A 13371-nucleotide genomic window follows, 5' to 3' on the forward strand; every position below is an offset into this window, starting at 1 on the left:
CCGGGCCGGCCGCCAGCGCCGCGCCGAGGGACAGGAGGACCCGTAGGTTGCGCACCTTCAGTAGCCCGCGGGCGGGCGCGCCGCCTCCGGCTCGGCGACGCGCATGGCGTCGATGGCGTCGGTCCCCAGCGCCTGGTAGGCGCGGAACGTGAGGACGAGGAGGAAGGCGAAGAACGAGAACGCGATGACGATCGCCGTCAGGATCAGCGCCTGGGGCAAGGGGTTTGCCGTGGCGGCGAACGCGCCCGCCGCGGCGGCCTCCGGCAGCGGGTCGAGCGCCAGTCCAATCGGCGCGATGGGCTCGACGGCAGGCGTCGGGTCAGTGACGGCGTCGGCGTGCGAGGCTTCGACCTCCTGGCCTCCAGGTGCGGCAAGGACCGGCGGGGCCGCCTCGGTCAGCCGCCCGGCGGTGAAGATCGTGAGGTTGACCGCGTTGCCGAAGATCGAGATGCCGAGGAGGATGCGAACGAGCTGCGGCGACAGCATGAGGTAGATCGAGGCGGCGTAGAACAGCCCGACGACGACGCAGAAGATCGGCTCCACTACTCAGCCTCCTCGAGCGCGAGCGCGATGGACGCGAGCGTGCCAAGCACGACGAAGTAGACCCCGACGTCGAACACAAGGACGGTGGAGAGCGGCAGCTCCACGCCGCCGACGACGGGGAGGAACCACAGTCCGGTCAGCACCGGCCGTGCGGCGAACACGGCGGCGAGGCCGGCGAGCGAGGCGATGAGCAGGCCGAAGCCCGCGAGGGCGTTGGGATGGACGACGATGGCCCGCCGCACCGCCGCAACCCCTGACGCGATGCCGTAGATCGCGAGCGCGGAGGCCGCGATGAGCCCGCCGATGAAGCCGCCGCCGGGCTCGTTGTGCCCGCGCAGGAGCACGAAGACCGAGAACAGCACCATCAGCGCAGCAAGGTAGGGCGCGATGGTGCGCATAATGAGGGTGTTCATGCCGCCTCCCTCCGCCGCAGGTCGTCGGTCGTGGTCGGGCTCGCGGGCGCCGCGCTGCCGGAGCACGGGGCGGACGCGCCGTGCGCGAGGGGTCCCATGCGCAGGAGGGCGAGGATCGCAAGCCCTGCGGCCATCACGACCGCGATCTCACCCAGGGTGTCGAGGGCGCGATAGTCGACGAGGATGACGTTCACCACGTTGCGCCCGTGGGCGATGTCGTAGGCGTGCGTCAGGTGGAAGTCCGACAGGCGGGAGTCGAACGGCTGGCCGATGACGCCGTAGAGCATCACCGCGAAGCCGAGCCCACAGGAGAGCGCGATGACGCCGTCCTTGACCTGGTGGCCGGCAGGCCGGTGGTCGGCCGCGGCAAGGTCAAGCCTCGTCATCACGAGGGCGAGGATGACCACCGACAGCGTCTCGACCATGAACTGGGTGAACGACAGGTCGGGCGCGCCGTAGAGCATGAAGATGAGCGCCACCATCACCCCCTGGACACCGAGCGACACGATGGCGACGAGGCGGCGCCGGGCGACGATCACGATCCAGAGGCCGGCGACCGCCGAAGCGAGCACCACGAAGTAGTGCGGCTCGGCGAGCTCATCGGGGGCGGTGAGCGGTGGCAGGCCGTCCACCGCGAGGGGCGCGAGGAGCGCCACGGCAAGCACGAGGAAGGTAAAGGAGATGTACCGTCTCATGGTGCCGGGCTGGATGACCCGCGTCAGCCGGTGGGCCGCAGACAAGATCACCCCCATCACCTGATCGAAGCCGCGGTCGGGTCCCCAGCCAGCGGCCGACAGCGCTGCGACGATGGCGGATCGCAGCGTGCGATGGAGCGCGAGGAGGAGGAGGCCGGCACCGATCGTGACGAACGTGAGGACGACCGGCGGATAGAGCCCGGAGGGGATCAGGTGGAGGTCGAGGTCCACGGCGCCACCGACCACCGCGCTGGTCATCGGCCCGACGAAGAGTGCGACGCTGTCGTCGAGCAGCAGGGCGCCGGCGAGGGCGAGGCCGGCTAGGACGAGCGGCCCCAGCCACAGTGACGGTGGGGCCTCGTGGGGTTGCTGGGGCATCGTGCCGGCGCGGGCAACGAACGGCATCAGCAGGACGCCGGCGATGGCGAACATGATGGCGTTGCCGACGACGGCGACGACGGTGGCCGGCGCTAGCCCGCCCGCCTCCCACAACCCGTCGTAGAGTACCTCCTTCGCGACGAAGCCAAAGAGGGGCGGCAGTCCGGCCATCGAAAGGCAGCCGAGGAGCGCGGCGAGGAAGGTGAGCGGCATCTTCGAGGCCAGCCCGCCGAGCTCGCGCACGTCGCGCGTGCCGGCCTCGTGGTCCACCGCCCCGGCAACCATGAAGAGCCCGCCCTTGAAGAGCGCGTGGGCGATCAGGTAGGCGACCGCGCCGGTGATGGCGAGCTCGGAGCCGACGCCGATCAGCATCACCAGGAGGCCGAGGGAGGCGACCGTGGTGTAGGCCAGGATCTGCTTGAGGTCCGTCTGAGCAAGGCCGAGGACGACGCCGGTGAGGAACGTCGCGCCTCCGAACAGCGGCAGCACGGTGTGCCACAGTGCCGTGTCGTCCATCGCCGGCGCAAAGCGCATGAGGACGAAGACGCCCGCCTTCACCATGGTCGCCGAGTGCAGGTAGGCCGACACCGGCGTCGGCGCCTCCATGGCGTTGGGCAGCCACGAGTGGAACGGCACCTGCGCCGACTTGGTGAACGCCCCGATGCAGACGAGGACGAACACGGCGGTGTAGGCCGCGCCCTCGCGCAGGACGTCGGGCGCGGCGAGCAGGCCGGACACCGTGGTCTCGCCGGTCGTGAGGCGGATGAGGACGATGCCGGCGAGCAGCGCCAGCCCGCCCCCTCCGGTGACGACGAGCGCCTGCACGGCGGCGCGGCGGGCGGGCTCGCGTCCATAGTCGAAGCCGATGAGCAGGAACGAGGTGATCGAGGTGAGCTCGTAGAACACGAAGAGCGAGACGAGGTCGTCGGCGATCACGAGGCCGAGCATGGCGCCCATGAAGAGGAGCAGGAAGGCGAGGAAGCGTCCCTGGTGCGGATGGCCCGCGAGGTAGCCGCCGGCGTAGGCGACGATGAGCGCCCCTATCCCGGTGACGAGCAGCGCGAAGGTGAGCGACAGCCCGTCGAGGAGGATGGCGTAGCGGATGGACAGCGACGGTGCCCAGTCGGCGCCAGCGGTCAGCGCCGCCCCATTCGCGACCTCGGGCACCATCGTGGCGAACAGGCAGAACAGCGTGGCGGGGACGATGGCGAGCACCCAGCCCGCACGGCCGCCGAGCGCTGCGACGAGCGCGGGTGCGGCGAGGGCGGCGACGAACGGCGCCAGCGCGAGCCACAGCATGAGGTCGGCAGGGACGGTCAAATGGTCTCCGTCGGTCGTGAGCTCCGAGCCGGCTGCGGGGTCGCGCGTCCCGTGCGACCGATGCCCACTACAAGATCATGTCGAGCGGCGCATATGCAGGGCGAACGAGATGGAGCACAAGTATGTCCACGCAGGAAGACGTTCGAAAAGTCGGCAAATCCGATGCCGAATGGCGCGCTGAGCTGACCGACGAGCAGTACCGCGTCACGCGTCGACACGGCACCGAACGGGCCCACACGAGTCCGCTGAACTCGGAGAAGCGCGCTGGGACCTACGCGTGCGTGTGCTGCGGCGCGGTCGCTCTTCCGCTCCGAGGCCAAGTTCGAGTCCGGCACCGGCTGGCCGAGCTTCACCCAGCCTGCAAGCGCGGAGGCGGTCGACGAGCATGAGGACCGCTCGCTGTTCATGCGGCGGACCGAGACGCGGTGCGCGCGGTGCGACGCGCACCTTGGCCACGTGTTCCCCGACGGGCCGCGTCCGACGGGGCAGCGCTACTGCATGAACGGCGTCGCCCTCGACTTCCGTCCCGACGAGGCATGAGGCTCGACAAGCGCGCCGCTGAGCCGCCGCGCGCGGCTCGGCGGCCGGTGACGGCGACGCACCACGGCGTCGCCTTGGAGGACCCCTACGCTTGGCTGCGCGCCGACGACTGGCGCGCCGCGATGTCCGACCCCTCCGCCCTCCCCGCCGACATCGCGGACCACCTGCGGGCCGAGAACGCCTACACCGAGGCGGTCCTCGCGCCCTTGAAGGAGCTGCAATCCACGCTGCTCGCCGAGCTGAGGGGGCGCATCGCCGAGGACGATTGGTCCGTGCCGGTCGAGGACGGCGCGGTGGCCTATGGCCTCGCATACGCCGAGGGTGAGGAGCACCCGCGGCTCGTCCGCATGGCGCGCCAGGTGGCGGAGGCCGTCGAGCCGGAGGCGCCGCCGACCGATGCGGTCGTGCTGCTCGACGCCAACCGCGAGGCAGAGGGACACGCCTACTTCCGCCTTGGCGCCGCGGACCACTCCGCCGACCATGCGCGCCTCGCCTGGACCGCGGACCGCACCGGCGGCGAGCTCTACACCCTCGCGGTGCGCGACGTCGCGAGCGGCACGGACACCGTGCTGCACGAACGCATCACCGCGGGCGCGACCTACGCCGGCGACGCGCTCACCGTGTTCGCGGTGGAGCAGGACGGGAACCTTCGCCCGCACAGGGCGCTCGCGCTGCGCCCTGGCGAGCCCGCGCGAACCGTCTACGAGGAGGCCGACCCCGGCTTCTTCGTCGCCGTCTCCCGCACGCTGTCCGGCCGCTTCGTCGTCATCCACACCCACGACCACCAGACCTCGGAGGTCCGCCTCGTGGACGCGCGCGACCCGCTGGCGCGACCCGTCGTCGTGGCGCCGCGCGTGGCCGAGGAGGAGTACGACGTCGCCCACCACGGCGACGCGCTGTTCATCCGCACCAACCGCGAGGCGCGCGACTTCCGCATCGTTCGCGTCGCGCTGGACGCTCCAGGCCGCGAGGGCTGGGAGGACATCGTCCCCCATCGCGCCGGCGTCCTCGTCGTCGACATGATCGTGTTCGCCGACTACCTCGTCTGGCTGGAGCGCGAGAACGCGCTGCCGCGCATCGTCATCCGCCGCCTCGCCGACGGGGACGAGCACCAGATCGCGTTCGACGAGGAGGCCTACGCGCTCGCCATCCAGTCGGGCGAGGAGTTCCAGACCACGACGCTGCGGTTCACCTACTCGTCGATGACGACGCCCACCGAGGTCTGGGACTACGACATGGGGACGCGCGAGCGACGGCTGCGCAAGCGTCAGCGCATCCCCTCCGGCCATGACCCGTCGCAGTACGTGACGCGCCGCCTGACGGCGCAGGCTGAGGACGGCGAGGCGGTGCCCGTCAGTCTCCTCCACCGCGCTGACACTCCCGTGGACGGCACGGCACCGTGCCTGCTCTACGGCTACGGCGCCTACGGCATCACGATCCCGGCGGGCTTCAGCGCCAACGCCCTGTCGCTGGTCGACCGCGGGTTCATCCACGCGATCGCCCACGTGCGCGGCGGCATGGACAAGGGCTTCGACTGGTACGACCGCGGCCGTCGAACGCACAAGGAGAACACGTTCAGCGACTTCGTGGCGGTGGCGGACCACCTCATCGCCGAGGGCTACGCGCGCCCAGGGGGAGTGGCGGCGCAGGGTGGCTCGGCGGGCGGGATGGTGATGGGGGTCGTCGCCAACCGCGCGGCGGACCGCTTCGGCGCGATCGTGGCGGAGGTGCCCTTCGTCGACGTGCTGGCCACGATGCTCGACGACACGCTGCCGCTGACGCCGCCCGAGTGGCCGGAGTGGGGCGACCCCATCCGCGACGCCGACGCGTTCGAGCTCCTCCGGCGCTACTCGCCGGTGGACAACGTCGTCGAGCAGCCCTACCCGGCGATGCTCGTGCTCGCCGGGGTGTCGGACCCTCGCGTCACCTACTGGGAGCCTGCGAAGTGGGTCGCACGGCTGCGGCATGCTGCCACCAACGACCCGTTGATCCTCATGCGCACCAACATGGAGGCGGGCCACGGCGGCGCCTCCGGCCGGTTCAAGCGGCTCGAGGAGGTGGCGCTCGTCCAGGCCTTCGTGCTTGCCACCGTGGGTGCGACGACGTCGGCTGCGGTCGGCTGACGGGAATCCCGTACAGCGGCTGGGGACGTCGGCACGCCCGGCCTCCCTCGGCCGGTGCGGTGGGCGTAAGGTTCGCGAGAGCTCGCGGCGCGAGCGTGGCATGGGAGCAGACCTATGAAGATGATCGCGTTGGTCCTCGCCGTCCTCGGCGCGGCTGCCACCCCGGCAGCGGCGACGGACGTGTTCAACCCGTGGGTCGCGCAGGTGAAGCGCGCCACCCCTGACTGTCGGGAGTTCCAGGAGTTCGCCTACATCGGACGCGTCGCCGGCTATCCCGGCAACGACTCGCCGCGCAGCGTGTCGTTCGTCGGCTGCTTCCCCACCGTGGCGCAGTGCCATCGGTGGGGGGACCTTGTCAGCGGCCGCATGAACGGCCGGATCATCCTAGCGCGCTGCGGACTGCGCTGACCGGCCGCCGCCCGCGCCGTCTCGCCTTGCGAGGAGCCTAACCTTAGGCCGCGGCGCCGTGCAGCTCGGCCACGTACTCCCAGTTGACGAGGTTGTCGAACCACGTCTCGAGGTACTTCGGCCGCGCGTTGCGGTAGTCGATGTAGTACGAGTGCTCCCACACATCGACACCGAGGATCGGCGTCGCACCATGCACCAGCGGGTTCTCGCCGTTCGGTGTCTTCATGATCTCGAGCTTGCCGTTGCGCACCGCGATCCACGCCCAGCCCGACCCGAACTGCGCCGCTCCTGCGGCGAGGAAGTCCTCGCGCGCCTTGTCGTAGCCGCCGAGGTCGGAATCGATCCTTGAGGCGACCTCCGACGGCATGGTGGACTTGCCGCCGTTCGGCGTCATCCACCTCCAGAAATGGATGTGGTTGTAGTGCTGGCCCGCGTTGTTGAAGAGCCCGGCGTTGGTCCCATGGCTCTTCTTAACAATTTCCTCAAGGGGCTCGTTCTCGAGCCCGGAGCCTTCCAGGAGCTTGCTGCCGTTGGTCACGTACGCCTGATGGTGCTTGTCGTGATGGAACTCCAGCGTCTCGGCGGACATGTGAGGGGCCAGCGCGTCGTGCGCGTACGGAAGGTCGGGCAGCGTGAACGCCATCGTTTCTCTCCTTTGGTGGGCTCGTTGGGCCCTCGGGCTAGACCGCGCAGATAACGCCGGCCTGCCGCGCTTCAATGACGCGGCGCGCAGCCGGCGGGGAACCCTCAGGCGTGGGCGTACTGCCAGTAAAGCTCGCGGGCGGCGTTGTAGACGGGGCCGGGCTGCATCTCGTGGCCCTCGATGCGCACGATCGGCAGGACCTTGCCCATGTTGCCGGTGGAGAAGGCCTCGTCCGCATCAAGGAAGTCGGCCACAGAGAGCGTCGTCGCCGCGACGCGGTAGCCCGCGGCCTCGAGGAGCGCCATCACGCGCGAGCGGGTGATGCCGGCAAGGAAGGTGCGGTTCTCGCGCGGGGTTGCCACCACGCCGTCCTTCACCATGAAGACGTTCGAGGTCGCGAGCTCGGCGACGTTGCCCAGCATGTCGAGGACGAGGGCGTTGTCGAAGCCCTTGTCGCGCGCCCGCGTCAGGGCCCGCGCGTTGTTGGGGTAGAGGCAGCCGGACTTGGCGTTGGTCGGCATCGTCTCGATGGTGGGGCGGCGGAACGGCGAGACGGTGATCGCGGCGCCCTTGGGCTCGGGCATCGGCGCCTCGTAGAGGCACATGAGGAAGCGCGTCGATTCGCGGCGCGGTGCGACGGCGGCGGGACCGCCCTCCTCGGCCCAGTACATCGGTCTGATGTAGAGCGGCGTCCCTGAGGTGAACTTTTGCAGCCCTTCGGTGACGAGCTCCGTCATCTCGCCGACCCGCATTGTGGCGTCGAGGCCGAGCGCCTCGGCGGACGCGTTGACGCGCTCGAGGTGCAAATCGAGGTCGGGCGTTACCCCCTCGAAGGCCCGGGCGCCGTCGAACACGGAGGAGCCGAGCCAGAAGGCGTGGGTGCGCGGTCCGATGATCGCGGCGTTGCCGGGCTGCCAGCGGCCGTCGAGCCACGTCCACGTCTGCGACCAGTCCGCCATGTCGATCCCTCGCCCGTGCATCGGTGCGGTGGACCCTAGACCAGGCGCACGGGGCGAAGCGAGGCTGCCGCGGCGCGCGCGGCGATCGGTGCGGGGTGGCGCCGACGCACCTCGTGCGATAGCGCTGCGCACGGAGGTGCGATGCACGCGGTCTACGTCTTCGACGCCTACGGCACGCTGTTCGACGTCCACTCCGCCGTCCGCAGGCACGCCGCGGCGGTGGGGCCCGACGCCGAGTCGCTGTCGTCGATCTGGCGTCAGAAGCAGCTCGAGTACACCTGGGTCCGTGCGCTCGTAGGGCGCTACGCCGACTTCTGGGCGGTGACGGAGGCTGCGCTCGACACCGCCTTCGCCAAGGTGCCGTCGGCGCCGCGCGAGACGCGAACCGCGCTCCTCGACGCGTACCGCGCCCTCGACGCCTACCCCGAGGTGATCGACGTCCTGACCGCGCTCAAGGCGGCCGGCCGGTCGACGGCAATCCTGTCCAACGGCAGCCCTGACATGCTGGAGCGTGCGGTGGAGGCGGCGCGCATCGGCTCGCTCCTCGATGCGGTGCTCTCGGTGCACGACCTCGCCGCTTACAAGCCGCTTCCGGCGGTTTACGAGATGGTGACGACCCGCTTCCGCGTCTTCCCCGAGGCGGTATCGTTCCAGTCGTCCAATCGCTGGGACATCGCCGGCGCGACCGCGATCGGCTTCCGCACCGTGTGGATCAACCGCACGGGCGAGCCGGACGAGTACCTCGACCTGCCGCCGGCGGTCATCCTGTCGTCCCTGTCCGGCCTGCCGACGCGCTAGAGCGGTTTGGGGGTTAGGTGGAACCACCTAACCCCAAAAAGACCGCTCTTAATCAAGGAGCTAGAGCATCTTATCTGGGTCTGAGGAGACCCAGGATGCTCGAGGCGGTCAGCCTCCGGCGCCGCTATGACCTAGGACGCGCTCGCGCAGGACGGCGACCGCGCTGTCGGGCGCGGTGAGGATGGGACGGTCGACCGCCGCCTCCACCGCCTCGCGGGCGACCGAGGTGGAGAAGTGCGCCAGGAGGATCGCGTCGCAGTCCGCAAGGCGCGGCGCCGCCTCGGCGAGCAGGCGGTTGTGCGTCGCCGCGTCGCCCGCCTTCAGCGCGTCGATGGCGCCGGGGACGAGGATCGTGATGAGTTGGGCGTCCGCACCGGCGCGCGCGGCCTCGGCGGCGAACTCAGCCTCCATGCTGGCGACGGACGGAGGGAAGGTGGCAAGCATGCCGATCCGCGAGCCCGCGGACAGCGCCTTCAAGAACATCGCCTCGTTGGGCTTCAGCACCGGCCGCGCGCTCCCGGCTGCCACCGCCTCGATGGCGGGCCCGAAGGCCGAGCAGGTGTAAAGCACGCCGTGCGCGCCGATCGAGTCCGCGTACGCGCCGAGCGCGGCGATGCGCGACGACATCGCCTCGGTGAGGTCGTCGTCCCGGCGCGGTCGGGACTGAGCGAATCGTCGAGCAGGCTGACGGGCTCGGCCTCCGGCCACCCTTCCCTGAAGGCGGTCAGGATGGGTGCGATCGCCACGGTGACTGCGTGGATGAGGACGATGCGGTGACGCTCAGCGATGTCGTGGTCCTCCAGCCTTCGTGGGCGCCTCGCCGAACAAGTCCGGGAAGCGCTCGATGATCGTGTCGAGCTCACGCGACCAGCGGCGCTTGTGCGCGCCGTGGATCTCTTGCGCCGTCTCGGGGTCGCCGCGCCGAACCGCCTCGACCACCGCGGCGTGGTTCGAGTTCGAGTAGACCGGGTCGGCCCGCAGCGGCAGCGTGAGCAGGCGCGCGCGGTGGGCCTTTTCGAGGTAGAGCCGCGCCGTGCGCCGCAGGTGGCGGTTCGGCGACAGGTCGAACAAGAGGCTGTGGAAGGCGAAGTCGGCGGTGGCCCAAGAGGTCCTGTCCCCGTCGCGCAGCGCGGCGTCCATGGCGGCGATCGCGGCGTCGAGTGCGGCCATCGCATCGGCCGGGAGCGCCCGCGAGGCGACGCCGACCACCGCCTCGACCTCGAGGCAGGCGAGCACCTCGTTGATCTCGCGCACGTCGCGCACGGTGACTGGCGTGACGCGGATGCCGCGGCGCGGCAGCGCGTCGACCAAGCCCTCGTAGCTGAGGCGGGCGACGGCCTCCCGCACGGGGGTGCGGCTCATGTTGAGCATCGTCGTGATCTGCGCCTCGGGCAGCACCGTCCCCGGCGCGAGGTCGACGGTGAGGATGCGCTGGCGCAACGCGGCGTAGGCCGCCTCGCCGCGGGACACCGTGTCCATGCCCCTGGAGTGCGGATCCGCACTCACCGCTTTCGCATCCACTACATCGACCATTCATTCGATTTACCGCGGGCAGAAGCCGACTTCAAGGATTGAACGGCGTGTTGACAGCCTACGACCGGCGATGATTGTATACGTAGAAGCACAGAAACGTATGCATGGGAGGACCCTCGATGCGACAACCGTTCAGCCGTCGCCTTGCCGGCGCCGTCGCCCTCGCCGCCTTCGTCGGCGCACCGCTCGCGGCTGACGCGCAGGCCGTGCGCTTCACCTTCGCGTCCACCAACGGCATCCAGGACTTCTCGTCCCAGGCGGTGGAGCGCTGGAAGGCGGCGCTGGAGGAGCGCTCAGACGGCGACATCCAGATGACGTTCGTCCCCGGCGGCGCGCTCGGCGGCGATCAGCAGCTTCTGCAGCAGCTTGCGACCAACGAGATCCAGATGCACGTCGCGGGCCCCGTCGTGGTTCACAACCTCCTGCAGCCCTACCAGTGCATGGAGGCCGAGTTCGTCTACGAGGACGCCGACCACGGCTATCGGGTCTGGACCGGCGCGCTCGGCGAGGAGCTGTCGAACAAGCTGGAGGAGGAGTACGGCATCACCATCGTCGGCGTTGGGCTGCGCGGCGAGCGCCACCTGACCGCCAACAAGCCGGTGGAGACGCCCGCCGACCTCGAGGGCGTGAAGATCCGCGTCACGAACCCGCTGCGCACCGAGATCTTCCGCGCGTACGGAGCGCTGCCGGGGCCGTTGCCGGTCTCGGAGCTGTATGGCGCGCTGCGCCAGGGCGTCTTCGAGGCGCAGGAGAACCCCATCCCCACGATCTGGGGCAACAAGTTCTACGAGGTGCAGGAGTCGGTGAACCTCACCGGCCACGTCATCAGCTACTACGTGTTCTCCGCCAACCAGGACTTCTACGAGGGCCTGTCGGAGGAGCACCGTGCGATCTTCGACGAGACGCTCGACGAGGCGATCGCCTGGCTGAACGAGAAGGTGCGTAGCGACACCGACACCCTGCTCGAGAAGATGAAGGCCGAGGGCGTCAACGTCGTCCAGCCTGACGTCGCAGCGTTCCGCGAGATCGCCAAGCCCATCGTGGAGGAGTTCGCCGCCGAGAACTGCCGTCCCGGCCTGCTCGACGACATCGCCGCCGCCAAGTAGGTCGACGATGCACCCGGCCGGGGACCAGCACGGCGCCGAGGGACCCCGCGCCCCGGGAGCCGACCTGCCCGAGGCGCAGGGCGGCGCGCCCCGCACCACGCCCTACACGTGGGTGGAGCGCGCGCTCGTCGCCCTGTGCCTCGTCCTCTTCATCGCGATGATCGGCGCCACGCTGGCGCAGATCCTGTTCCGCTACGTGCTCGAGATCTCCGTCGTCTGGACCGAGGAGGCGGCGCGCACCCTGTTCGTCCTGTCGATGGTGATGGCCATCGCCTTCGCCTACCGCGAGCGCGAGCACATCATCGTCGACTTCATCTTCGGCGAGCTGCCGGCGAGCGCGCAGCGCTGGCTCGGGCTCGCCTTCAACCTGTTCATCCTCGCCTTCCTGGCGTTCTGGGCGCGCGGCGCGCTCCAGCTCGCGGAGCTCAACTGGGGCTCCAACCTCGTCACGATCCCGTTCTTCCGCGTCGCCTACTTCTACTACTGGGAGCTCGCGGCGATCGCGCTCCTGTTCCTCTACGTCCTCCTTGACACGGTCGCCCGAGCGCGGGGCAATCGCGAGGCGTTGGCGACCGGCCAGGACATGGACGCGTGACCGTCTACGTCGGGCTGATCGGCCTTCTCATCGCGCTCATCGTCATCGGGATGCCGGTGGGCTTCGCCGCCGGGCTCGCCGCGTTCGTCGGCGCGGGGGTGTTCTTCGGCGACATCTTCGACCCGCGGGCGGCGACGATGATCGCGCGCCTCGCCCTCGACAAGATGGACAACTTCCTGCTGCTCGCCGTGCCGTTCTTCCTCCTCGCCGGCCGCCTCATGAACCAGGGCGGCATCACCGAGCGCATCTTCGGCTTCGTCAGCCTCCTCGTGCGGCCGGTGCGGGGCGGGCTCGGCCATGCCAACGTGCTTGCCTCGGTGATGTTCGCGGGGATGTCCGGCTCGGCGACCGCGGACGCCGTCGGCCTCGGGCAGATCGAGATGAAGGCGATGCTGTCCGAGGGCTACGACCGGCGCTTCTCTGCCGGCATCACCGCGGCGTCCTCGCTCATCGGGCCGATCCTGCCACCGTCCATCGCCCTCGTCGCCTACGCCATCCAGGCGGAGGTGTCGGTGGCGCGCATGTTCTTCGCCGCGGTGGTGCCCGCATTCCTCCTCGCCGCCGCGTACATGGGCTACGTCGCCTACCGGGCGCGCAAGGAGGGGATGCCGAAGGGACCCGTCGCGACGCTCTCCGAGCTCGCCCCGGCCTTCCGCCTCGCCATCCTGCCGATCTTGACCCCGTTCATCATCATGGGCGGCATCTGGCTCGGCATCTTCACGCCCACCGAGGCAGCTGCGGTGGCAGCGCTCTACGCCTGCCTCCTCGGATTCCTGATCTACCGCGCCTACGGGCTTGCCGGGCTCGTGCGTGAGCTGCGCGGTACCATGATCGACACCGCCGTCATCATGCTCATCATCGTCTTCACGTCGGCGTTCGGCGTGGTGATGATCCGCGCGCAGGTCCCGGTGGCGCTCGCCGACTTCCTGGCGAGCCTCACGCAGGACGGCACGGTGCTGATGCTCCTCATGATGGTGCTGTGGCTCGTCGTCGGCTGCTTCATGGCGCAGACCCCGGCGATCCTCATCCTGACGCCGATCCTGATGCCCATCGCCACCGCGTTCGACCTCGACCTCATCCACTTCGGCGTCGTCATGACGTTGACGTTGACCCTCGGGCTCCTGACGCCCCCCGTCGGCATGGTGCTCTATGCGCTGACCCGGGTGACCGAGCTTTCCTTCCAGGCGCTGGCGCGCGTCGTCGTCCCCTACCTCGGGCTGACGGTCGCGGTGATCGTCCTCCTCATCCTGTTCCCGTTCCTCGTGACCGGCCTGCCCGACCTCGTCCTGTGACGGATGGACCCTCTCTGGAGTGCGA

At 69.9% G+C, this 13371-nt stretch carries 12 protein-coding genes and 2 pseudogenes; 7 read left to right on the plus strand and 7 right to left on the minus strand.

Annotated features, from left to right (window positions below; all coding sequences use genetic code 11):
* Window positions 1-57: 57 nt before the first annotated feature.
* Genes ACOOE8_RS01705 through ACOOE8_RS01715 form a run of 3 tightly spaced genes read right to left on the minus strand, consistent with a single transcriptional unit; the run spans window position 58 to window position 3328 of the window.
* Entirely contained in the window at window positions 58-543 is a 486-nt protein-coding gene (locus ACOOE8_RS01705; protein ID WP_420393176.1) for an NADH-quinone oxidoreductase subunit K, read from the minus strand.
* Window positions 543-956 (minus strand): Na(+)/H(+) antiporter subunit B, encoded by a 414-nt coding sequence (locus ACOOE8_RS01710; protein ID WP_420393177.1) that lies wholly within the window; start codon window positions 954-956, stop codon window positions 543-545. The genes ACOOE8_RS01705 and ACOOE8_RS01710 overlap by 1 nt, the downstream gene beginning before the upstream one ends.
* Complete coding sequence (locus tag ACOOE8_RS01715; RefSeq protein ID WP_420394596.1) at window positions 953-3328, minus strand: putative monovalent cation/H+ antiporter subunit A; 2376 nt, start codon at window positions 3326-3328, stop codon at window positions 953-955. Before ACOOE8_RS01715 ends, ACOOE8_RS01710 begins: the two co-directional genes overlap by 4 nt.
* Before the next feature lie 143 nt (window positions 3329-3471).
* On the opposite strand from ACOOE8_RS01715, the pseudogene msrB reads away from it, so the two are divergent.
* From msrB to ACOOE8_RS01730, 3 genes and pseudogenes are all read left to right on the plus strand, one after another.
* Window positions 3472-3889: pseudogene (msrB, locus tag ACOOE8_RS01720) on the plus strand (peptide-methionine (R)-S-oxide reductase MsrB).
* Entirely contained in the window at window positions 3886-6012 is a 2127-nt protein-coding gene (locus ACOOE8_RS01725) for a S9 family peptidase (protein ID WP_420393178.1), read from the plus strand. The pseudogene msrB and the gene ACOOE8_RS01725 overlap by 4 nt, the downstream one beginning before the upstream one ends.
* A gap of 114 nt (window positions 6013-6126) precedes the next feature.
* Window positions 6127-6420 carry a hypothetical protein gene (locus ACOOE8_RS01730; RefSeq protein ID WP_420393179.1) on the plus strand — a complete coding sequence of 98 codons (294 nt, stop codon included), beginning with the start codon at window positions 6127-6129 and terminating at the stop codon, window positions 6418-6420.
* Window positions 6421-6463: 43 nt separating this feature from the next.
* On the opposite strand, the gene ACOOE8_RS01735 is transcribed toward ACOOE8_RS01730, so the two are convergent.
* Window positions 6464-7063, minus strand: a complete 600-nt coding sequence (locus tag ACOOE8_RS01735) for a superoxide dismutase (RefSeq protein WP_420393180.1) — start codon at window positions 7061-7063, stop codon at window positions 6464-6466.
* A gap of 104 nt (window positions 7064-7167) precedes the next feature.
* Window positions 7168-8022 carry a branched-chain amino acid aminotransferase gene (locus tag ACOOE8_RS01740; RefSeq protein ID WP_420393181.1) on the minus strand — a complete coding sequence of 285 codons (855 nt, stop codon included), beginning with the start codon at window positions 8020-8022 and terminating at the stop codon, window positions 7168-7170.
* Between the two features lie 141 nt (window positions 8023-8163).
* Between ACOOE8_RS01740 and ACOOE8_RS01745 the strand changes: the two genes are divergently transcribed.
* Window positions 8164-8820: a haloacid dehalogenase type II gene (locus ACOOE8_RS01745; protein ID WP_420393182.1), complete on the plus strand. Its 657-nt coding sequence runs from the start codon at window positions 8164-8166 to the stop codon at window positions 8818-8820.
* Between the two features lie 108 nt (window positions 8821-8928).
* Here ACOOE8_RS01745 and ACOOE8_RS01750 read toward each other — a convergent pair.
* Window positions 8929-9608 (minus strand): annotated as a pseudogene (locus ACOOE8_RS01750) (aspartate/glutamate racemase family protein).
* Window positions 9601-10326, minus strand: coding sequence for a GntR family transcriptional regulator (locus ACOOE8_RS01755; RefSeq protein ID WP_420393183.1), 726 nt, complete (start codon window positions 10324-10326; stop codon window positions 9601-9603). The pseudogene ACOOE8_RS01750 and the gene ACOOE8_RS01755 overlap by 8 nt, the downstream one beginning before the upstream one ends.
* Window positions 10327-10472: 146 nt before the next feature.
* Here ACOOE8_RS01755 and ACOOE8_RS01760 point away from each other — a divergent pair, with 146 nt between their 5' ends.
* From ACOOE8_RS01760 to ACOOE8_RS01770, 3 genes are read left to right on the plus strand one after another with little or no spacing between them, the layout of a single operon-like run.
* Window positions 10473-11459 carry a TRAP transporter substrate-binding protein gene (locus ACOOE8_RS01760; protein ID WP_420393184.1) on the plus strand — a complete coding sequence of 329 codons (987 nt, stop codon included), beginning with the start codon at window positions 10473-10475 and terminating at the stop codon, window positions 11457-11459.
* 7 nt (window positions 11460-11466) lie between these two features.
* Entirely contained in the window at window positions 11467-12054 is a 588-nt protein-coding gene (locus ACOOE8_RS01765; RefSeq protein ID WP_420393185.1) for a TRAP transporter small permease, read from the plus strand.
* Entirely contained in the window at window positions 12051-13346 is a 1296-nt protein-coding gene (locus ACOOE8_RS01770) for a TRAP transporter large permease (RefSeq protein WP_420393186.1), read from the plus strand. The genes ACOOE8_RS01765 and ACOOE8_RS01770 overlap by 4 nt, the downstream gene beginning before the upstream one ends.
* Window positions 13347-13371 lie beyond the last annotated feature (25 nt).

Origin of the sequence: Acuticoccus sp. (assembly GCF_965213555.1) — a bacterium.
In the GTDB taxonomy this organism is placed as follows: Bacteria; Pseudomonadota; Alphaproteobacteria; order Rhizobiales; family Amorphaceae; genus Acuticoccus.